Origin of the sequence: Pasteurella bettyae CCUG 2042, assembly GCF_000262245.1 — a bacterium.
Taxonomy (GTDB): Bacteria; Pseudomonadota; Gammaproteobacteria; order Enterobacterales; family Pasteurellaceae; genus Basfia; species Basfia bettyae.
In genome coordinates this window covers 177,849-198,092 of sequence record NZ_AJSX01000033.1, presented here as the reverse complement: position 1 = coordinate 198,092, position 20,244 = coordinate 177,849, and the positions used below count along the sequence as shown (strand labels likewise).

Annotated in this window: 21 protein-coding genes; 16 read left to right on the top strand and 5 right to left on the bottom strand. The window is 33.0% G+C overall.

Annotation, left to right across the window (positions count from 1 at the left end):
* The first annotated feature begins 6 nt into the window (after window positions 1–6).
* On the top strand, window positions 7–516 hold the full coding sequence (hybE, locus tag HMPREF1052_RS07005; RefSeq protein WP_005760742.1) for a hydrogenase-2 assembly chaperone: 510 nt from the start codon (window positions 7–9) through the stop codon (window positions 514–516).
* Window positions 517–549: 33 nt separating this feature from the next.
* Window positions 550–828 (top strand): hydrogenase maturation factor HybG, encoded by a 279-nt coding sequence (gene hybG / locus HMPREF1052_RS07000; RefSeq protein ID WP_005760924.1) that lies wholly within the window; start codon window positions 550–552, stop codon window positions 826–828.
* 108 nt (window positions 829–936) lie between these two features.
* Here the strand turns inward: hybG and HMPREF1052_RS06995 are convergent, their stop codons facing one another.
* The 4 genes from HMPREF1052_RS06995 to HMPREF1052_RS06980 form a co-directional block, all read right to left on the bottom strand.
* On the bottom strand, window positions 937–2,604 hold the full coding sequence (locus tag HMPREF1052_RS06995) for a ribonucleoside-diphosphate reductase subunit alpha (RefSeq protein ID WP_005760930.1): 1,668 nt from the start codon (window positions 2,602–2,604) through the stop codon (window positions 937–939).
* Entirely contained in the window at window positions 2,591–3,568 is a 978-nt protein-coding gene (locus HMPREF1052_RS06990; RefSeq protein ID WP_005760806.1) for a ribonucleotide-diphosphate reductase subunit beta, read from the bottom strand. The genes HMPREF1052_RS06995 and HMPREF1052_RS06990 overlap by 14 nt, the downstream gene beginning before the upstream one ends.
* A 191-nt stretch (window positions 3,569–3,759) precedes the next feature.
* Window positions 3,760–6,111 carry an LPS assembly protein LptD gene (gene lptD, locus HMPREF1052_RS06985; RefSeq protein ID WP_005760918.1) on the bottom strand — a complete coding sequence of 784 codons (2,352 nt, stop codon included), beginning with the start codon at window positions 6,109–6,111 and terminating at the stop codon, window positions 3,760–3,762.
* 79 nt (window positions 6,112–6,190) lie between these two features.
* Window positions 6,191–6,748 (bottom strand): DNA-3-methyladenine glycosylase I, encoded by a 558-nt coding sequence (locus HMPREF1052_RS06980; protein WP_005760799.1) that lies wholly within the window; start codon window positions 6,746–6,748, stop codon window positions 6,191–6,193.
* Between the two features lie 184 nt (window positions 6,749–6,932).
* On the opposite strand from HMPREF1052_RS06980, the gene tal reads away from it, so the two are divergent.
* From tal to HMPREF1052_RS06910, 14 genes are all read left to right on the top strand, one after another.
* A complete protein-coding gene (gene tal / locus HMPREF1052_RS06975; RefSeq protein WP_005760753.1) occupies window positions 6,933–7,886 on the top strand; it encodes a transaldolase in 954 nt (317 codons plus the stop codon).
* Between the two features lie 585 nt (window positions 7,887–8,471).
* Window positions 8,472–10,361: a tRNA uridine-5-carboxymethylaminomethyl(34) synthesis enzyme MnmG gene (mnmG, locus tag HMPREF1052_RS06970; protein WP_005760865.1), complete on the top strand. Its 1,890-nt coding sequence runs from the start codon at window positions 8,472–8,474 to the stop codon at window positions 10,359–10,361.
* Complete coding sequence (gene rsmG, locus HMPREF1052_RS06965) at window positions 10,351–10,992, top strand: 16S rRNA (guanine(527)-N(7))-methyltransferase RsmG (RefSeq protein ID WP_005760885.1); 642 nt, start codon at window positions 10,351–10,353, stop codon at window positions 10,990–10,992. Before mnmG ends, rsmG begins: the two co-directional genes overlap by 11 nt.
* A 140-nt stretch (window positions 10,993–11,132) precedes the next feature.
* Window positions 11,133–11,510 carry an ATP synthase subunit I gene (locus HMPREF1052_RS06960; RefSeq protein ID WP_040596396.1) on the top strand — a complete coding sequence of 126 codons (378 nt, stop codon included), beginning with the start codon at window positions 11,133–11,135 and terminating at the stop codon, window positions 11,508–11,510.
* Between the two features lie 45 nt (window positions 11,511–11,555).
* On the top strand, window positions 11,556–12,359 hold the full coding sequence (atpB, locus tag HMPREF1052_RS06955; RefSeq protein ID WP_005760871.1) for a F0F1 ATP synthase subunit A: 804 nt from the start codon (window positions 11,556–11,558) through the stop codon (window positions 12,357–12,359).
* A gap of 63 nt (window positions 12,360–12,422) precedes the next feature.
* Complete coding sequence (gene atpE, locus HMPREF1052_RS06950; protein WP_005760745.1) at window positions 12,423–12,677, top strand: F0F1 ATP synthase subunit C; 255 nt, start codon at window positions 12,423–12,425, stop codon at window positions 12,675–12,677.
* 70 nt (window positions 12,678–12,747) lie between these two features.
* Window positions 12,748–13,218: a F0F1 ATP synthase subunit B gene (gene atpF, locus HMPREF1052_RS06945; RefSeq protein WP_005760731.1), complete on the top strand. Its 471-nt coding sequence runs from the start codon at window positions 12,748–12,750 to the stop codon at window positions 13,216–13,218.
* 13 nt (window positions 13,219–13,231) lie between these two features.
* The gene (gene atpH / locus HMPREF1052_RS06940; protein WP_005760848.1) at window positions 13,232–13,765 is read left to right on the top strand and encodes a F0F1 ATP synthase subunit delta; all 534 of its coding nucleotides are present in this window, start codon (window positions 13,232–13,234) and stop codon (window positions 13,763–13,765) included.
* Window positions 13,766–13,777: 12 nt separating this feature from the next.
* On the top strand, window positions 13,778–15,319 hold the full coding sequence (gene atpA, locus HMPREF1052_RS06935; RefSeq protein ID WP_005760792.1) for a F0F1 ATP synthase subunit alpha: 1,542 nt from the start codon (window positions 13,778–13,780) through the stop codon (window positions 15,317–15,319).
* Window positions 15,320–15,340: 21 nt separating this feature from the next.
* Window positions 15,341–16,210 carry a F0F1 ATP synthase subunit gamma gene (gene atpG / locus HMPREF1052_RS06930; protein ID WP_005760899.1) on the top strand — a complete coding sequence of 290 codons (870 nt, stop codon included), beginning with the start codon at window positions 15,341–15,343 and terminating at the stop codon, window positions 16,208–16,210.
* Window positions 16,211–16,229: 19 nt separating this feature from the next.
* Window positions 16,230–17,603, top strand: a complete 1,374-nt coding sequence (gene atpD / locus HMPREF1052_RS06925; RefSeq protein WP_005760759.1) for a F0F1 ATP synthase subunit beta — start codon at window positions 16,230–16,232, stop codon at window positions 17,601–17,603.
* 38 nt (window positions 17,604–17,641) lie between these two features.
* The gene (locus tag HMPREF1052_RS06920) at window positions 17,642–18,070 is read left to right on the top strand and encodes a F0F1 ATP synthase subunit epsilon (RefSeq protein ID WP_005760832.1); all 429 of its coding nucleotides are present in this window, start codon (window positions 17,642–17,644) and stop codon (window positions 18,068–18,070) included.
* A gap of 268 nt (window positions 18,071–18,338) precedes the next feature.
* On the top strand, window positions 18,339–19,040 hold the full coding sequence (locus tag HMPREF1052_RS06915; protein ID WP_005760807.1) for an rRNA large subunit pseudouridine synthase E: 702 nt from the start codon (window positions 18,339–18,341) through the stop codon (window positions 19,038–19,040).
* A 44-nt stretch (window positions 19,041–19,084) separates the two neighbouring features.
* Window positions 19,085–19,543 carry an NUDIX hydrolase gene (locus HMPREF1052_RS06910; protein ID WP_005760948.1) on the top strand — a complete coding sequence of 153 codons (459 nt, stop codon included), beginning with the start codon at window positions 19,085–19,087 and terminating at the stop codon, window positions 19,541–19,543.
* Window positions 19,544–19,594: 51 nt separating this feature from the next.
* Here HMPREF1052_RS06910 and HMPREF1052_RS06905 read toward each other — a convergent pair whose 3' ends face one another.
* Entirely contained in the window at window positions 19,595–20,236 is a 642-nt protein-coding gene (locus HMPREF1052_RS06905) for a YagU family protein (protein ID WP_005760748.1), read from the bottom strand.
* Window positions 20,237–20,244 lie beyond the last annotated feature (8 nt).

The window sequence follows — 20,244 nt, the reverse complement described above, 5'->3', positions numbered from 1 at the left end:
AAATTTATGTATAACTATAATAAAATTAATCAAAATACTACCGCACTTTCTGAATTAGTGGATGGATTTGAAAGCAATCCAGCAGAATTATTTCAAGCAGAAATGGAAAAAGTAAAACTGAATATGCAAGGTTTACCTTTCTATCGTGAAGAAATACCTTGTTTCTGTCCTAAATTCGTTTTATTCGAAAATCAATGGATTGGTGCAGTATTAACACCTTGGATGTTAAGTGTGGTGGTTTTACCTGGTCCTGGTCAACAATGGGAAATTCGTGAGTTAGGGGATAAATTAGCCATTCCTCTGCCTTATAAAACCTTAAATTTCACCGTAAGTAGTTTAGAAAATATTCCTCAATATTTAAGTTGTTCATTACATTCACCTTTAGATAGCTCATTGAGTAAAGATTATGCGGTACAACTTACTAAAGACTGTTTACAAATGCTATTATCATTACCAATGAAACAAGCAACTACAGATGTAAATCGTCGTAATATTTTCAAAGCAATGGTAAAATAAGTTCTATATAAAAAGCAAAATAAGAAGGAAAATATGTGTTTAGGTATTCCTGGTCAAATTGTTAATGTGGGAGAAGATGCTCTTCAACCTGCAACAGTGGATGTATGTGGGGTCCAACGGGAAGTGAATATTTCACTTATTTGCGAAGGTGAAACAAAAGATTTATTAGGAAAATGGGTGCTTGTACATGTAGGTTTTGCGATGAGCATTATTGATGAAGAAGAAGCCAAACAAACCCAAGAAGCATTAATTGCTATGAGCCAATTAGAACATGAAGTGGGTGATTTTTTAGGTTTAAATCAAACTAAATAAAATTTTTCAAAAATTGACCGCACTTTGTCTATTCCCAATAGTTAGATTAGTTAATAAATTAAATATAGTGCCCTGTGTAAAACAGGGCACTGTTGTTTTTATTATTAGCTAACCTTCACAACTACTACAGCTAAGTAAGTTTCGGTTAAATACTTGAGCGGCACTCATACTATATTGATAATAAATAGATTTTACACCTAATTCTTCTGCTGTAAGATATAACTGATTGAGATCCCGTGCTGGTGTGCTGGGGTGAACCATCACATTAATACTCTGACCTTGATCAATATATTGCTGACGTTGGGCAGCTTGTTGAATCACACTTAACTGACTTATTTCAGAAAAAGTTTTAAATACTTCTTTTTCATGCTCGGAAAGTTGTTCTAAATGTTGAACGGAACCATCATTATGTAAAATACTATCCCAAATTTGTTCTGTATCCAAATTTTTTTCTTTAAGTAATGCTTCTAAGAATGGATTCTTATAAATAGTTTTAATCTTCGCTAAATCTTTTACATAATAATTTGATTTAAACGGTTCAACAGATGGTGAAACACTACCTAAAATAAAGCTACTAGATTTCGTTGGAGCAATACTCATTAATGTTGTATTACGACGTCCATAACCTTTTAAAATTTCAGGTTCCCCAAAGCGTTTAGCCAATGCTTTTGATGCGGTTAAAGTTTGATCCCGTAATGTTTTAAAAATCAGATTATTTTTTTGCATAGCATCAAAGCTATCAAAAGCAATATTATTTGCTTGTAAATAACTATGCCAACCTAATACACCTAAACCTAACGCACGATGACGAGTTGCAAATTGATGAGCTCGATGTAAATAAGGAATGGAAGCACTTTTCTCTATAAATTCACTCATTACAACATCAAGGAAAAAGATGAGTGTTTCAGCTGCATCAGTATCTTTCCATTCATCAAAATACAATAAATTCATCGAAGAAAGACAACATACAAAACTTTCATCAATGCTCGTTGGCAACATAATTTCTGTACATAAATTTGAAGCATGGATTACCATATTTTTATCTTTATATACATCAGGGCGACCAGCATTAGCGTTATCTTTAAAGAATAAATAAGGAATACCTGTTTCCGTTTTACGCTGTAAAAGTTTTGCCCATAATTGACGTTTATAAACATCTCCAGCTTTCATTGATTCAAGCCATTCATGGCCGACACACACACCGTAATACATTAATTGAATTGGATTACCTTCCGTATGAATATCTAACCATTCTTCAATATCACCATGTTCAATATCAATATAACCTGCAAATTGTCCTTTACGTGAAGTGCCTTGAGAAATAACATCAATAGTCGTATCAAAAAGTTTTGTAAAATTAAATGAACCATCTGATTTACCGTTATTTTTAATTGCACTACCTCGAGGACGAATATCACCAAAATACGCAGATGTTCCACCGCCAATTTTGCTCATCATTCCGACCTCAGCAACTGTGGTCATTATGTCTTGAATGGAATCCCCAATATAGCTACCAAAACAAGAAATAGGCAAACCACGATCTAATCCAAAGTTAGACCAAATTGGCGATGAAAGGGAAAAATAACCTCTTGCCATATAGTGATAGAATTTATCAGCAAAACCTTCAATGCCTAATTTATGTTCTGCATATTCACTAATATAACGAATACGCTCAAGCGCTGCTGTTCCTTCCAATAAATAGCCACGTTGTAAAAATAAACGGCTATCTTCATTAAGCCAGTGGAAGTCTGGACGAGTGGAATTAGAATAAGTCATCTGCGGTAATTTGTTTCATTTTTTTGCTGTAATCAGTACTACGTTTGTTAAAGAAATCTGTTTCTTTAGTAGAAAGAATTTCAATATCAAACCATTCTGTTTCTTTTAATAAATCAATATCTACTGTATAAGGTGCTGGAATACCTAAAGTTTCTAAAGATTGGTTATAACGATTAGTAATATAATTTTCCACCAACTTGCGACTTACAAAATCCAAATCACCAGCTTCAAAAATCCAAGCTAAAATACTACGTTCAGCTTCAAGTGCTTGATTAGCAAGATACTTGAGATCAATATAGAATTGTTCAGTAAATAAATCAGCGTGTTCTTCACGTAAAATTTCATATAAAGCAATACCAAACCGACCATGAATTTCCTCTTCTTTAGATGTAGCTTCTACGGCATTTGAAATTCCTTTAAATAGATTTTTATGCTTATTAAAAGACATCATAATAAAGAATTGACCAAACAGTGAAATATGCTCCACAAATAGAGAAAATAAAATGAGTGATAAAATAAAACGTTCTTGACTTTCATCTTTATCACGCATGAAATCTTCCATATAGTGAATACGATTAATTAGAGGTTTAAATTCAGTAATTTTGCTAAACATTTCATTTAAACCTAATTTTTCTAATAGAAATGAGTAAGCATCTTTGTGACGCACTTCACTTTCTGCAAAAGTACCTCCCACATCATCAATTTCTGGTTTTGGAAAATAACGATATAAATCTCCCCAAAAACGTTTTACATTCACTTCAACTTGCGAAATAGCTAACATAGTGCGAGTTAAAACTTGACGTTCTGACTGATTAATCGTTGTACGATAATCTTGAATATCTCCCGTAAAATTAAATTCAGTGTGCAACCAATATGAGTGACGAATTGCATCTTTAAATTCTAATAATTCTGGATATTCATAAGGTTTAATATTCAAACGTTTTTCAAAAAGACTTCTAGACATAAAACACCTATATAGAAATAAAAATCGTTTTTATTCTAACATCAATATATAGATATTAATAGAAATTAATAACACTATATATAGTGTGTATTTTTATTATTGAGAAAAAGTGCGGTTTAAAAATAGAAAATTTATTATTTGATAGGTAATAAAAAAGGTGTTGAAATCAACACCTTTATAAACGAGAAATATTACAAATTAAATGGTTTTACATAAGGTAACATACCTTTATCCAACATATCTACAATGGTGTTATGTTGTTCATTACCTAAACCTCGTAATTCGAGGGTAATACCAAAACTATTATCATAGAATACATCTCTATTGCTGGTATATTCTTGATTTGATTTTCGAGTTAAATAACGTCTTGCACCAATACCAACAGACCAACAACAAGAGCTATATTGTACACCTGCATATTGCTCAACAGGTTTATTTAATGCGATATCATGATAATAATGTCCGACAAAAGACCAATTATCAGTAATTTCCCAAGCAATGGTTGCACCTATTTGTTTAATATCTTGGTTATAACGATTTGCACCAGCCGTTAAATTTTGATCAATATAAGCTTGACTTGCATAACGATAATTCAACTGAATTAAATTATTTTTCTTAGGATTATATTCTAAGCTAGTATTAGCTAATGAAACTTCATCTAAACGAGTATCATATTGATAGCTACCACACCAATTCCATTGATCATTAATTTTCCAGTTACTTTCTAATGCCCAAGAAGAAGAACGTCCAGAAGTATTATTTTTATCATTATCATCTATACGAGAATTATTCATGTAAAGAATTTGACCTAACGATAAATTAAAACGTTCATTCGCTTGTTCATCATAAAAACGAGTCGTACCACCAAAGGTAAATTGATTAGCAGATGCTATTCTATCTAAACCACTATAACGGCGATCACGGAATAATGAATAATAATCTTGTTGTAATAAAGCGGAATCATATCCATAACCTAAATATTCTGTATTACGTTTTGAACCAATATTACTTTGATTACGATAGGGACGATATAAATATTGAATTCGAGGTTCAATGGTTTGAGTATAGTCATTAATAAAAGTTTTATTACTGGCTAAAACTGTTTGGTAATCTACTTTTACTTGTGGGATTACTCTATTTACTGAATGTTCTATTTCTTCAGCATTAGTTGATCTGCCCTTACGTTGTTGATAGTGAGTAGCATAAAGTTTAGATTCAATATTTAAACTTCCATATTTATTTACTAAAGGTAAATTTAAACTTGGTTCTAAATGATGACGCCAAGCAGTAGGCATTAATGAACTAGAATTATCAAAACGAACAGATTGAGCAAATAATTTAAAGTCTGCTAACCCATTAAATAAATTATTTTTATAATAATTAAAATCAATCTGTGGTAATGCTTTATATGGACCTATGGATACATTATCAAAAACTTGATATTGTTTTGCTGAAATAGAAAAATTGTAATTTGGTTGATAATAAGCTAAACGTGCTGTTTGTGTTGCATAACCATCTGTACTACTACCATAATCAGAATCAAAATCATTAAAATAACGTTTATCACTTACTCGGGTATAATTTATATTTAAACGCCAATTATTAAATAATTTTGCATTATGCGCCCAATAAAATAAATGGCGTGATTTATTATCATTTAAGTAATCTTTATAATGATCTTTATGTAAATATTCTCCTGCTAGTTTACCCTCACCTAATTCATTTAAATAACGGAATTCTCCATTCGATTGCCAACCACGCTTTGACATATATTTAGGTGTAAAAGTTAAATCATAATTAGGTGCTATATTCCAATAAATAGGTTGAGCATACCAATAACCATCTCGACTAGAACTACCAACTTTCGGTATTAGTAAACCAGAACGACGGCGATCACCAATAGGTAATTGTAAATAAGGAGTATAGAAAACTGGCACACCAGCAACTTTAAAGCGAGCATTCCACATTTCAGCATATTCTTCTTTAACATATTGTTTCATTTCACTCGCTTCAATTTCCCATGAATTATCATCAGGTAAACAAGAAGTAAAAGTTGCATTTTTTAATAAGCGTACATTATCTCGCATTTCTGCATTTTTAGCCGTACCGCGACCTTGTCTACCTACAAATTGATAACTCGCATTATTAATATCACTATCTTTAGAATTCAAATGTAATTTAGCATCATCGCCTGTTAAATTAATGATATTATCTTTGTAATCAAAGCCACCTTTTACATAAGCAAAACGTTGCACATTATCACCTTTACCTGACTGAACAACTTCTGCTGAAGCAGCTTTTAAATGACGATTACCTTGTTTTATATCTACATAACCTTCATAAATACCATTAGTGAGTTGGTTTAATTCAGCTCTATCTGCTTCAATATAAACAGGCATATCATTTATATTGCCTTGAACAACTTTACCTGAAAATTGAGGAACGCCAGCTAAGCATCGTTGTTGTAAATCAGCGCTACTTACTGAACTATAAAGTGCGATAAAAATTGATAGGGAAAGTAAAGTGTAAGTATTCTTTCTCATTCGTTAACCATATAATTATTTAGCTAAAATTAGATTAATTATACTCTAAAAAACCTTATATATATATAAATGAAGTAGATTATTTATTTTTACAAAAACAATCATTTATATGATCATTCACTAATCCCATAGATTGCATAAAAGCATAACAAGTTATTTCACCAACAAAAACAAACCCTCTTTTCTTTAAAGCTTTAGATAATAATTTTGAAGTTTCAGTTTTAGTAGGAATACTATTTAAAGTGGGTACATCATTTATTTGAGGTTGGTTATTTACAAAAGACCAAATAAAATTACTAAAATTTTCACCGCACTTTTGCATTGCCATATAAGCCTTAGCATTTTTAACTATAGCCTCTAATTTTATACGATGACGAATTAATCCTTTATCTAGCATCAATTTATCAATATCTTGATCGGTCATATTAACAATCAATTCAGGGTTAAATTGATAAAAAGCTTTTCGATAATTTTCACGTTTTTTTAATATCGTAATCCAAGCAAGCCCGGCTTGTTGTCCTTCTAAACAAATTTTCTCAAATAATTTAATACTATCAAATTCAGGTTTACCCCATTCTTCATCATGATATTTTTCATAAATATCTATACCATTTGCCCAACTACAACGAACTATCATTATTAATATTCCTTTTAATCTATTTATTTGTGATCTAAATCACTGAAGTTAATAAAAAGACTTAGTACTATTAAATATTTAAGATATTAACTATCAATACTAAAGATAAAAATCACATTAAACTAACAGAATTATGTGTTATTGTATAAAAATATCCTAAATTCACAATAAATAGAGGTAAATAATGACAACACAATTAGAAACATTACGTAGTATGACCGTTGTAGTGGCTGATACAGGGGATATCGAAGCTATCAAAAAATATCAACCACAAGATGCCACAACTAACCCTTCATTAATTTTAAGTGCTTCTGCTTTGCCTCAATATGCCACTTTAATTGATGAAGCTATTGCTTATGCTAAGCAACAAACCCATGACAAAGCACAACAAATTATTGAGGCTGAAGATATCTTAGCCGTTAAAATTGGTTTAGAAATTTTAAAAATTGTTCCTGGACGTATTTCTACCGAAGTGGATGCTCGTCTTTCTTATGATACTCAAGGAACCATTGAAAAAGCACGTAAACTGATTCGTCTTTATAATGAAGCAGGCATTTCAAATGACCGTATCTTAATTAAAGTAGCTTCAACCTGGCAAGGTATTCGTGCTGCTGAAGTTCTTGAAAAAGAAGGGATTAACTGTAACTTAACCTTATTATTCTCTCAAGCTCAAGCCCGAGCTTGTGCAGAAGCAGGAGTTTATTTAATTTCTCCTTTCGTTGGTCGTATTTTAGACTGGTACAAAGCAAATACCGATAAGAAAGAATATCTTCCTTCTGAAGATCCCGGTGTTGTTTCCGTTACTAGTATCTATCACTATTACAAACAATATGGTTATCAAACAGTAGTGATGGGAGCCAGTTTCCGTAATATTGGTGAAATCACTGAACTGGCGGGCTGTGATCGCTTAACTATTGCACCAAGCTTATTACAACAATTACAGGAGAGTACAACCGCACTACCTCGTAAATTAGCTTATACAGGTGAAGTGAAAGCTCGTCCAGCACCAATGACAGAAGCAGAATTCTACTGGGAACATAATCAAGATCCAATGGCAGTAGAAAAGTTAGCGGAAGGTATTCGTAAATTTGCGGCTGATATTGAAAAATTAGAAGCAATGTTAAGTGCTAAATTATAAAAATAATTTAATAAATAAAAAACATTATTTTGATTTGACTGTAAAAAGTTAAATTTTTAATTCAAGGGCTGATTTCAATATTACATTGTGATCAGCCCTTTTAATTTGCTCTGTTTATCTATTATCTAATTTTTTAATTAATTATCAATCCAACGTTTTAAATTAAATTTTATGAATTTATATATGTGGATAACTTAGCAATAAAGCTGTAAAAAAAGTGTTTTTAATCTATTAATAAATTACTATCATCTTTTATTTGTGGATAACTCATCTATTTATACACAGTTTATTTCATATATTAATATAAAGATCTTAACAACTTTAAAAGAGATCTAAGTTATTTATTTAAAAAGCAAAAAAGATCTTACTCACAAGATCCAATGATCATAATAATAGTAATAATAAGATCTTTATATATAAATAAGATCTTTAATTATATGTATGTGATCTTTTTGGATCTCCATAATATGGATCTTTAGAATATACTTTCAAGCTATCTTAAATTTAAGTACAATAACCAGTTATCTAAAAAGATTGGATCTACAAGATCAAGGCTTAAAGAGTATTTAAAAAAACAAGGTTATTATGTTTTATACAGAAAATTATGATGTCATCGTGATCGGTGGTGGTCACGCAGGTACAGAAGCGGCACTTGCTCCTGCTCGCATGGGATTAAAAACTTTATTATTAACACATAATGTAGATACTTTAGGACAAATGTCCTGTAATCCTGCTATTGGTGGTATTGGTAAAGGTCATTTAGTTAAAGAAATTGATGCTATGGGTGGCTTAATGGCGACTGCAGCAGATAAAGCGGGTATTCAATTTAGAACATTAAATAGTAGTAAAGGGCCTGCTGTTCGTGCTACTCGAGCGCAAGCAGACCGTGTTCTTTATCGCCAAGCGGTAAGAATGGCCTTAGAAAATCAAGAAAATTTAGATATTTTCCAACAAGAAGCCACAGATATTTTATTAGAACAGGATCATGTAGTTGGTGTTACAACTAAAATGGGACTTAAATTTAGATCTAAAGCAGTGATCTTAACTGCTGGAACCTTCTTGGCTGGTAAGATCCATATTGGTTTAGAAAACTATTCTGGTGGACGAGCGGGAGATCCTTCTTCTATCACCCTATCTCAACGTTTAAGAGAACTTGGTTTACGTGTGGATCGTTTAAAAACAGGCACACCTCCCCGTTTAGATGCTCGTACTATTAATTTTGATATTTTAGCAAAACAACATGGCGATGCAGTATTGCCTGTTTTTTCATTTATGGGATCTGTTGATCAACATCCGATGCAAATTCCTTGTTATATTACAAGCACTAATGAAAAAACACATGAAGTAATTCGTAATAATTTAGATCGTAGTCCTATGTATACGGGAGTTATTGAAGGTATTGGTCCTCGTTATTGTCCTTCAATTGAAGATAAAGTAATGCGCTTTGCTGATCGCAATTCTCATCAAATTTATCTTGAACCAGAGGGATTAACTTCTAATGAAGTTTATCCAAATGGTATTTCAACTAGTTTACCTTTTGATGTTCAAATGAAAATTGTTAATTCAATGCCTGGTCTCGAAAAAACACGTATTGTAAAACCTGGTTACGCTATTGAATATGATTTCTTTGATCCTCGTGATTTAAAACCAACCTTGGAAACTAAAACTATTAATGGTTTATTTTTTGCTGGTCAAATTAATGGTACAACAGGTTATGAAGAAGCTGCTGCACAAGGTTTATTGGCTGGAATTAATGCGGGATTATTTGTACAAGAAAAAGAAAGTTGGTTCCCTCGTCGAGATCAAGCTTATGTAGGTGTATTAGTTGATGATTTATGTACATTAGGTACAAAAGAACCATATCGTGTATTTACTTCTCGTGCTGAATATCGTTTATTGTTACGTGAAGATAATGCTGATATGCGTTTAACACCAATTGCTCATGAGTTAGGATTAATTGATGATAAACGTTGGGCACGTTTTAACCAAAAAATGGAAAATATTGAGGCTGAAAAACAACGTTTACGTGGTATTTGGTTACATCCTCGCTCAGAATATTTAGAAGAAGCTAATAAAGTTTTAGGAAGTCCATTAGTTCGTGAAGCTAATGGTGAAGACTTATTACGTCGTCCTGAAATAAATTATCAAATATTAACGACGCTTACACCATTTAAACCAGCAATGGAAGATAAAGAAGCCGTTGAACAGGTTGAAATTAGTGTTAAATATCAAGGTTATATTGAACATCAACAAGAAGAAATTGAACGTCAAAAACGCCATGAAAATACAGCTATCCCAAATAATTTTGATTATGATTTAGTATCAGGCTTATCTAATGAAGTGAGAGCTAAATTAATGCAACATAGACCTGTATCTATTGGTCAAGCAAGCCGTATTTCAGGAATTACACCAGCTGCGATTTCAATTTTATTAGTTAATTTGAAAAAACAAGGAATGCTTAAACGTGGCGAATAATCTTGAATTGGAATTAGCTCAAAAATTAGAAATTTTGCTAAAACAGACCGCACTTTTTATTCCCGATCAACAAAAACAACAATTGGTTAAGTTAGTTTTATTATTAAATAAATGGAATAAAGCCTATAATCTCACTTCCGTACGTGATCCTATGGAAATGTTAGTTAAACATATTTTAGATAGCCTAGTCGTCAGCCCTTATTTAGAAGGACAATCATTTATTGATGTTGGTACTGGGCCTGGATTGCCTGGTTTACCTTTAGCTATCATTAATCCAACTAAAAATTTTGTATTATTAGATAGTTTAGGTAAGCGTATCAGTTTTATTCGCAATGCAGTACGTGAATTAGGTTTAACGAATGTTACTCCTGTTTTAAGTAGGGTTGAAGAATATAACGTTGAAGATAAATTTGATGGCGTATTGAGCCGTGCTTTTGCAAGTTTAAAAGATATGACTGAATGGTGTAAAAATTTACCAACAGAAAATGGATTTTTTTACGCATTAAAAGGAATTTATCATGCTGATGAAGCAAATGAATTATCAAAAAATTTCAAAATTGAAAAAATAATTCCATTGCATGTACCAGAATTAGAGGGCGAAAGACATTTAATTTTAGTTAAAAGTGTTTAGAAAATATTTTTATTTTTTTTAAAACTTAAATATTTTTTTAAAATGTTTAATTTTATGCACTTAGTTAATGGTTATTGATTGCATTGCTAAAATTAGTCCGTATAATTAAACTCTCTGTGTACTAGTAAATAAATCAAAACATGTCATCAGTTTTTATACAAACAAAAAACGTATATAAAAAAACTTTTCTGATTGAGTTTTTTTTTATTTTTATTGGAACATGGATTACCTATTTTTGTTTTACAGAACAGGTGTTTTCATTTTTATTTGGTGCATTAATTGCTGTTTTACCTCAAATGGCTTTTATAGGTTATGCTTTATATTTAAAAGGAAATCAACCTGTTGAAAATAAAGTCAAAGTGCTTTATCAAAGTGAAGTTTTAAAATTAGTATTAACAGTAATATTATTCATTATTGCATTTTACTTTTTTGCACTAAAAAGTATGGCACTTTTTTTAGGTTATTTTATTTTTATTGTATTAAATAATCTGTTGCCTGCATTATTAAATAGTAAATAATTTTTTAAAAATAAACGATTTATCAACAATTCGTAGGATACATATATGTCTGCTGAAGGTTCATCTCAAACTTCGATTGAATATATTCAACATCACCTTACATTTTTGACATCAAATGAAGGGTTTTGGTCATTCAATATTGACTCATTATTTTTTACTTGTTTAACAGGTATAATCTTTTTAGCTATTTTTTATAAAGTTGCTAAAAATATGAATAAAGGCGTTCCTGGTAAATTGCAATGTTTAGTAGAAATGTTAGTTGAGTGGATTGATGGTGTAGTAAAAGAAAATTTTACGGGAAATCGCACATTAGTTGCTCCATTAGCATTAACTATTTTTGTATGGGTTTTCTTAATGAACCTGATCGATTTAGTACCTGTAGATTATTTACCTCAAGTTGCACAAATGTTAGGTATTCATCATTTACGTGCAGTGCCTTCAGCTGATATGAATATTACATTCAGTCTTGCTATTGGTGTATTTTTCTTGATTATTTTCTATACGTTGAAATCCAAAGGTGTAAGTGGTTTTGTTAAAGAATATACTATGCACCCATTTAATCACATTGCATTTGTTCCTGTTAATTTATTATTGGAATCTGTTACCTTAATTTCTAAGCCTATTTCATTGGCATTACGTCTTTTCGGTAATATGTATGCTGGGGAATTAATCTTTATTTTAATTGCCGTAATGTATAGTGCAAATATGTTTGTAGCTAGTTTAGGTGTTCCTTTACAACTGGCTTGGGCAATTTTCCATATTTTAGTTATTGTATTACAAGCGTTCGTTTTTATGATGTTAACAGTCGTTTATTTAGGAATTGCCTATAATAAATCTGAAGAGCATTAATTTTACTTAAACTTTAAATAACAAACAGCTGAAAGGCTATTTTCAATCAAACTGGAGAAAACTATGGAAACTGTAATCAGTGCAACAATCATCGCATCAGCTATTATGCTTGCATTTGCCGCATTAGGCACAGGTATTGGCTTTGGTATTTTAGGTGGTAAATACCTAGAATCTGCTGCTCGCCAACCTGAATTAGCGAATTCATTATTAACTAAAATGTTTATCGTTGCAGGTTTATTAGACGCAATTGCGATGATCGCTGTTGGTATTGGTTTATACTTTGCATTCGCAAATCCATTTGCTTCATTGTTGGGTTAATTTTAAAACGGACTACTCTGTATAATTCAAATTATCGAGTAAATAACCAACTTATAAGGGAGGTGCCGTTGTGAATATCAACGCAACATTAATTGGTCAAACAATTGCATTTATCATCTTTGTATGGTTTTGCATGAAATTTGTTTGGCCTCCAATTATTAAAGCAATTGAAGAGCGTCAAAGTACAATTGCTAATGCATTAGCCTCAGCTGAAGCAGCTAAAAAAGAGCAAGCTAATACTCAAATATTAGCTGAACAAGAAATTTCTAAGGCTAAAATTCAAGCACAAGAAATTTTAGATTTAGCTAATAAACGTCGTAATGAAGTATTAGACGAAGTTAAAGTAGAAGCTGAAGCTCTGAAAGCTAAAATTATTGAACAAGGTTATGCAGAAGTTGAAGCTGAACGTAAACGTGTTCAAGAAGAATTACGTATAAAAGTTGCATCTTTAGCTATTGCTGGCGCTGAGAAAATTGTTGGTCGTTCTGTGGATGAAGCAGCGAACAACGATATTATTGATAAATTAGTTGCAGAACTATAAGAAGGTTGGGCTTATGTCAGAATTAACTACAATAGCTCGTCCTTATGCCAAAGCAGCATTTGATTTTGCAGTTGAACATAATGCAGTAGAAAAATGGACAGATATGTTAACTTTTGCTACTGAAGTCACCGAGAATAGTGTGATTAAAGAATTTTTAACAAGTTCTCTTTCAGCTGAAAAACTTAGTGAAACTGTAATTGCTGTATGTGGAGAACAACTTGATCAATATGGGCAAAATCTTATTCGGTTAATGGCTGAAAATAAGCGTTTAACTGTGCTTCCAGCAGTTTTAAAAGAATTCCAAGCTTATGTAGAAGATCATAATGCAACTGCTGAAGTTCAAGTTATTTCTGCTCAACCATTGAATGCAACGCAAGAACAAAAAATTGTTGTAGCAATGGAGAAAAAACTTGCTCGTAAAGTTAAATTAAATTGCAGCGTAGATAGCTCTCTTATTGCAGGAGTTATCATTCGTACAGATGATATGGTTATTGATGGTTCAAGCCGTGGTCAATTAACTCGTCTTGCTAGCGAATTGCAATTATAAGAGGAATAAAAAATGCAACTAAATTCAACTGAAATTAGTGAATTGATTAAAAAACGCATTGCTCAGTTCAATGTTGTGAGCGAAGCTCGTAACACGGGTACAATCGTTTCTGTGAATGATGGTATTATTCGTATTCATGGTTTAAGCGATGTAATGCAAGGTGAAATGATAGCATTACCTGGCAATGTATATGCTATGGCACTTAACTTAGAACGTGATTCAGTTGGTGCTGTGGTTATGGGACCTTATACCGATTTAGCCGAAGGTATGGAAGTTCAATGTACAGGTCGTATTCTTGAAGTTCCAGTTGGTCGTGGTTTATTAGGTCGTGTAGTAAATACTTTAGGTCAACCTATAGATGGTAAAGGTGAAATTCAAAATGATGGATTCTCACCAGTTGAAGTCATTGCTCCAGGTGTTATCGATCGTAAATCCGTTGATCAACCAGTACAAACAGGCTATAAAGCAGTTGACTCAATGGTTCCAATTGGTCGTGGCCAACGTGAATTAATTATCGGTGACCGTCAAACCGGTAAAACAGCATTAGCAATTGATGCTATTATTAACCAAAAAGATTCTGGGATTAAATGTATTTATGTAGCTGTTGGTCAAAAGGCATCAACTATTGCTAACGTAGTACGTAAATTAGAAGAAAATGGTGCATTATCAAATACAATCGTGGTTGTTGCATCAGCTTCAGAATCTGCAGCATTACAATATTTAGCACCATATGCAGGTTGTGCAATGGGTGAATATTTCCGTAACCGTGGTGAAGATGCATTAATCGTTTATGATGATTTATCTAAACAAGCTGTAGCTTACCGTCAAATTTCATTATTATTACGTCGTCCACCAGGTCGTGAAGCTTATCCAGGTGATGTATTCTATTTACACTCACGTTTACTTGAACGTGCTGCTCGAGTTAATGAAGAATACGTAGAACGTTTTACTAATGGTGAAGTTAAAGGGAAAACAGGTTCTTTAACCGCTCTTCCTATTATTGAAACACAAGCTGGTGACGTTTCAGCGTTTGTTCCTACTAACGTAATTTCCATCACTGATGGTCAGATTTTCTTAGAATCTAACTTATTTAATGCAGGTATTCGTCCAGCGGTTAACCCTGGTATTTCTGTATCACGTGTTGGTGGTTCAGCACAAACAAAACTGATTAAAAAATTAGCGGGTGGTATTCGTACAGCATTAGCTCAATATCGTGAATTAGCTGCATTTGCTCAATTTGCTTCAGATTTAGATGATGCAACTCGTAAACAGTTATCTCATGGTGAAAAAGTAACAGAGTTATTGAAACAAAAACAATACTCACCATTATCAGTTGCTGAACAAGCTGTAGTTTTATTTGCCGCTGAATTTGGTTATTTAGAAGATGTAGAAAAAGATAAAATTTTATCTTTTGAAGCCGCACTTTTAGATTATGCAAACCGTAATAACGCTGAATTTATGCAAGAACTTACCAAACAAGGTAACTACAATGATGAAATTAAAGAATCATTGAAAGGTATTTTGGATAGTTTTAAAGCTAATAGTACGTGGTAATAACGGAAACGGAGATATAACATGGCAGGTGCAAAAGAGATAAAAACCAAAATTGCCAGTGTACAAAGTACACAAAAAATTACTAAGGCAATGGAAATGGTTGCTACTTCGAAAATGCGTAAAGCGCAAGATTGTATGGCATCTTCTCGTCCGTATTCTGAAACAATACGTAATGTTATCAGCCACGTGTCTAAAGCTAGTGTAGGTTATAAACACCCATTTTTAATTAATCGTGAAATTAAAAAAGTGGGTATTTTAGTTGTTTCAAGTGATCGTGGAATGTGCGGTGGTTTAAATATTAATTTATTTAAATCAGTACTTTCTGAGATAAAAAAATGGAAAGAACAAGGTGTTGGTGTTGAACTTGGTCTTATTGGTTCAAAAGGCATTGCATTCTTCCGTTCACTTGGCTTAACTATCAGAGTTCAACATTCTGGTTTAGGGGATGCCCCAGCAGTTGAAGATTTGATTGGTATTGCTAATGGTATGTTTGATGCACATAAAAAAGGTGAATTTGATGCGATATATATTGCATATAATAAATTCATTAATACAATGTCTCAAAAACCATCGGTTAACCAGTTAGTTCCATTACCAGAATTAGAGAATGATAACCTAGAGGCAAGACAGCAAAGTTGGGATTATTTATATGAGCCAGAGCCAAAAGTATTACTTGATAGCTTATTAACTCGTTATTTAGAATCTCAAGTTTATCAATCAGTGGTTGATAATTTAGCTTCAGAGCAAGCTGCTCGAATGGTAGCAATGAAAGCAGCAACAGATAATGCAGGTAATTTAATTAATGACTTGCAATTAGTGTATAACAAAGCTCGTCAAGCAAGTATCACAAATGAATTAAATGAAATTGTTGCTGGTGCAGCTGCAATTTAACTAAATTAGAGGAACGGTAATGTCAGCAGGAAAAATAGTACAGATTATCGGTGCGGTAATCGACGTTGAATTCCCACAAGATGCAGTACCAAAAGTTTACGACGCATTAAAAGTTGAAACAGGTTTAACACTTGAAGTTCAACAACAATTAGGTGGTGGTGTAGTTCGTTGTATTGCAATGGGTACATCTGACGGTTTAAAACGTGGTTTAAGCGTAAGTAATACAGGCAAAGCAATTTCTGTACCTGTAGGTACAAAAACCTTAGGTCGAATCATGAACGTTTTAGGTGAACCCGTAGATGAACGTGGTCCGATTGGTGCAGAAGAAGAATGGGCAATCCATCGTGCAGCACCAAGCTATGAAGAACAATCAAACAGTACTGAATTATTAGAAACTGGTATCAAAGTTATTGACTTAATTTGCCCATTTGCTAAAGGTGGTAAAGTTGGTTTATTCGGTGGTGCTGGTGTAGGTAAAACAGTTAATATGATGGAATTAATCCGTAACATCGCAACTGAGCACAATGGTTACTCAGTATTTGCTGGTGTTGGTGAGCGTACTCGTGAGGGGAATGACTTCTATCATGAAATGACAGATTCAAATGTTATCGACAAAGTATCACTTGTTTATGGTCAGATGAATGAGCCACCAGGTAACCGTCTTCGTGTTGCTTTAACTGGTTTAACTATGGCTGAAAAATTCCGTGATGAAGGTCGTGATGTATTATTCTTCGTAGATAATATTTATCGTTATACCTTAGCAGGTACCGAAGTATCAGCGTTATTAGGTCGTATGCCATCAGCTGTAGGTTACCAACCAACGCTTGCAGAAGAAATGGGTGTATTACAAGAACGTATTACTTCAACTAAAACAGGTTCTATTACCTCTGTTCAAGCGGTTTATGTTCCAGCGGATGACTTAACTGACCCATCGCCAGCCACAACATTTGCTCACTTAGACTCAACAGTGGTATTAAGCCGTAATATTGCATCTTTAGGTATTTACCCAGCGGTTGACCCATTAGATTCAACTTCACGTCAATTAGACCCATTAGTTGTTGGTCAAGAGCACTATGATGTCGCTCGTGGCGTACAAGGTATCTTACAACGTTATAAAGAGTTAAAAGATATTATTGCAATTTTAGGTATGGATGAATTATCTGAAAATGATAAATTAGTGGTAGCACGTGCACGTAAAATTGAACGTTTCTTATCACAACCATTCTTTGTTGCTGAAGTGTTCAATAGTACACCAGGTAAATATGTACCATTGAAAGAAACTATTCGTGGTTTCAAAGGTATCTTAGATGGTGAATATGACCATATTCCAGAACAAGCGTTCTATATGGCAGGTTCAATCGACGAAGTTATCGAAAAAGCCAAAAATATGTAATCACTTCAAGTGAATATTCATTCCTGAAGGAGAAAACAATGGCAACATTCAACTTAACTATCGTAAGTGCAGAGAAAAAAATTTTTGAAGGTGTTGTAAAAAGCATTCAAGCAACTGGTACTGAAGGTGAATTGGGCGTTTTACCTGGACATATGCCGTTATTAACAGCAATTAAACCAGGTATTGTGAAATTAACTTTGGAAAATGGTAACGAAGAAGTTATTTATGTTTCTGGAGGTTTTTTAGAAGTTCAACCAACAACAGTAACGGTGTTAGCTGATATTGCGATTCGTGGTACAGACTTAGATCAAGAACGTATCTTAAATGCGAAACGTAAAGCTGAAGAAAATATCGTGGCTCGTCATACAGATGCTGATCATGATTTATTGGTAGCAAAACTTTCAAAAGAACTTGCAAAACTTCGTGCTTACGAATTAACAGAAAAACTTGTAAAATCAAAACGTTAATTTTTCTGATAAATTTTAAAAGCCACCTTAGGGTGGTTTTTTGTTTTGATTGCGGCAGGGTTATTTAAGTTTTTACGATAAAATAAAAATTTATATCTCACATTTAAAGCTATTTTTAGTAATATAGATAGTGAATAATCCCACTTGTTAATTCAGTAATATTACATCATATTAAAGATGGTAATTATCTTTATGATTAATAGAATTTTTACTCAACGATAAAAAGTGCGGTAAATTCTACCGCACTTTTTCTTTGATTTAGAATAATATGAAATTTAAACCATCAAATAGAGTTAATCTTCATCAATCATTATCTAAAGGGTTAAGCTCTAATCCAAATCGTTCACAAGGAAATAAAAATAAGCAATCACTTACTTTTGCAGAAACTAAAGTTATTCTTTTTAATAAACCTTTTGATGTGCTGACGCAGTTTACTGATGAAAATAGCCGCAAAACCTTAAAGGATTTTATTCATATTCCACAAGTTTATGCCGCAGGGCGTCTAGATCGCGACAGTGAAGGATTACTTATTTTAACCAATAATGGTGAACTTCAACATCGATTAGCCGATCCTAAATTTAAAATGGAAAAAACCTATCTTGTGCAAGTAGAAGGTAAGCCGACAGAACAAGATTTAGATAAGCTACGTAAAGGCGTTGAACTGAAAGATGGTTTGACAAAACCAGCAAAAGTAAAAATGATTGCTGAACCAAGTTGGTTGTGGGCGAGAAATCCACCTATTCGTGAACGTAAGAGTATTCCAACGAGTTGGTTAGAGATTGGTATTCGTGAAGGTAAAAATCGTCAGGTTCGTCGTATGACGGCTTATATTGGCTTTCCTACATTACGTTTAATTCGTTATGCTACCGCAGGGTTTACTGTAGAACAGCTTAATCATGGCGAATATTATCAACTTTCTGAATCAGAATTAATCTATTTATATAAAAATTTAAAACTCAGCATTAAGTAAGTGATTACTTATGATAAAAAGTGCGGTAAAAAAAGGAAAAATTTATGCTTAAACCTCATGTGACGATGGCTTGTATTGTACATTGCAAAGGTAAATTTTTATTTGTAGAAGAAATTGAATATGGTAAACGAACCTTAAATCAACCTGCTGGTCATTTAGAAGAAAATGAAAGTATTCTGGAAGGCGCCAGTCGAGAACTTTATGAAGAAACGGGGATTAGAGCAGAGATGCAATCTTTAGTAAAAATCTATCAGTGGCACGCTCCTCGTAGCCAAAAAGATTATTTACGTTTTGTATTTGCTGTAGAGTTAGAAGAATGGTTAGATATTACGCCTCATGATGCCGATATTACACAAGGTTTTTGGCTGACTTTAGAGGAATTCAAGGATTATATTCAACAAGAAGGTCAATGTGCACGTAATCCATTAGTGATAGAAGCATTACAGGATTACCTTAAAGGTGAAAGTTACCCTTTAGATATTTTAACTGTCTTTAATGATTAATTTGAGATAATAAAAAACCCGACATGTATCGGGTTTTTTATTTTGATTAAATTAGCGATATGCTTGATTTAATGAAACTTCAGGATCGGGTTCATGAGTGATGCGATTACGTAAATCGCGACGAATCACCTCGATTGTCCAGAACCAGAAAATATGGCCTAAAATTTCAGATACGTGTTCGTACCATGGCCATTCAGCTACAGCTGGTGCTAAGCCCATTGCAGGGAAAACAATATAGTGAACCACGACACATGCAATTAAACCTGCACCGATACCTTGCCAGAATTTAATTTTAGGGAATACTTCAGCCACTAAACCATAACCTACAGCAAATACAATAGAGAAGATGATGTGAGTTACACCAATCCAGTTAAATGCATAATCAGCAAATGTGAATACGGCTTCTGTTGGATCGATACCCATGTAGTCACGCAAGAAGACATGTGGAGGATTTAAGAATGCACGTGAACATTGTTGTAATGCTTGATCCATTACGATAGATCCAGAATTTAAAGCATCTAGTACTGGTTGAGGGCATGCCGCAGAGAATAAATCAATTGGGCTACGTGGTGGAAATGGATGTTCTGCACCCCATTTAACAAAAGCTGAAATGATACCACCAATGATACCGATGAATACTGCTAAACCGTAACGACGACGATTTGCAGGAGTTTGTTCAAATAAGCCTGACATATTAAGCT

Excerpts from the sequence above, each read along its gene's own strand:
- hybE (WP_005760742.1), top strand. The coding sequence starts at position 7 with ATGTATAACTATAATAAAATTAATCAAAATACTACCGCACTTTCTGAA.
- hybG (WP_005760924.1), top strand. The coding sequence starts at position 550 with ATGTGTTTAGGTATTCCTGGTCAAATTGTTAATGTGGGAGAAGATGCT.
- HMPREF1052_RS06995 (WP_005760930.1), bottom strand. The coding sequence starts at position 2,604 with ATGACTTATTCTAATTCCACTCGTCCAGACTTCCACTGGCTTAATGAA.
- HMPREF1052_RS06990 (WP_005760806.1), bottom strand. The coding sequence starts at position 3,568 with ATGTCTAGAAGTCTTTTTGAAAAACGTTTGAATATTAAACCTTATGAA.
- lptD (WP_005760918.1), bottom strand. The coding sequence starts at position 6,111 with ATGAGAAAGAATACTTACACTTTACTTTCCCTATCAATTTTTATCGCA.
- HMPREF1052_RS06980 (WP_005760799.1), bottom strand. The coding sequence starts at position 6,748 with ATGATAGTTCGTTGTAGTTGGGCAAATGGTATAGATATTTATGAAAAA.
- tal (WP_005760753.1), top strand. The coding sequence starts at position 6,933 with ATGACAACACAATTAGAAACATTACGTAGTATGACCGTTGTAGTGGCT.
- mnmG (WP_005760865.1), top strand. The coding sequence starts at position 8,472 with ATGTTTTATACAGAAAATTATGATGTCATCGTGATCGGTGGTGGTCAC.
- HMPREF1052_RS06960 (WP_040596396.1), top strand. The coding sequence starts at position 11,133 with ATGTCATCAGTTTTTATACAAACAAAAAACGTATATAAAAAAACTTTT.
- atpB (WP_005760871.1), top strand. The coding sequence starts at position 11,556 with ATGTCTGCTGAAGGTTCATCTCAAACTTCGATTGAATATATTCAACAT.
- atpE (WP_005760745.1), top strand. The coding sequence starts at position 12,423 with ATGGAAACTGTAATCAGTGCAACAATCATCGCATCAGCTATTATGCTT.
- atpH (WP_005760848.1), top strand. The coding sequence starts at position 13,232 with ATGTCAGAATTAACTACAATAGCTCGTCCTTATGCCAAAGCAGCATTT.
- atpA (WP_005760792.1), top strand. The coding sequence starts at position 13,778 with ATGCAACTAAATTCAACTGAAATTAGTGAATTGATTAAAAAACGCATT.
- atpG (WP_005760899.1), top strand. The coding sequence starts at position 15,341 with ATGGCAGGTGCAAAAGAGATAAAAACCAAAATTGCCAGTGTACAAAGT.
- atpD (WP_005760759.1), top strand. The coding sequence starts at position 16,230 with ATGTCAGCAGGAAAAATAGTACAGATTATCGGTGCGGTAATCGACGTT.
- HMPREF1052_RS06920 (WP_005760832.1), top strand. The coding sequence starts at position 17,642 with ATGGCAACATTCAACTTAACTATCGTAAGTGCAGAGAAAAAAATTTTT.
- HMPREF1052_RS06915 (WP_005760807.1), top strand. The coding sequence starts at position 18,339 with ATGAAATTTAAACCATCAAATAGAGTTAATCTTCATCAATCATTATCT.
- HMPREF1052_RS06910 (WP_005760948.1), top strand. The coding sequence starts at position 19,085 with ATGCTTAAACCTCATGTGACGATGGCTTGTATTGTACATTGCAAAGGT.
- HMPREF1052_RS06905 (WP_005760748.1), bottom strand. The coding sequence starts at position 20,236 with ATGTCAGGCTTATTTGAACAAACTCCTGCAAATCGTCGTCGTTACGGT.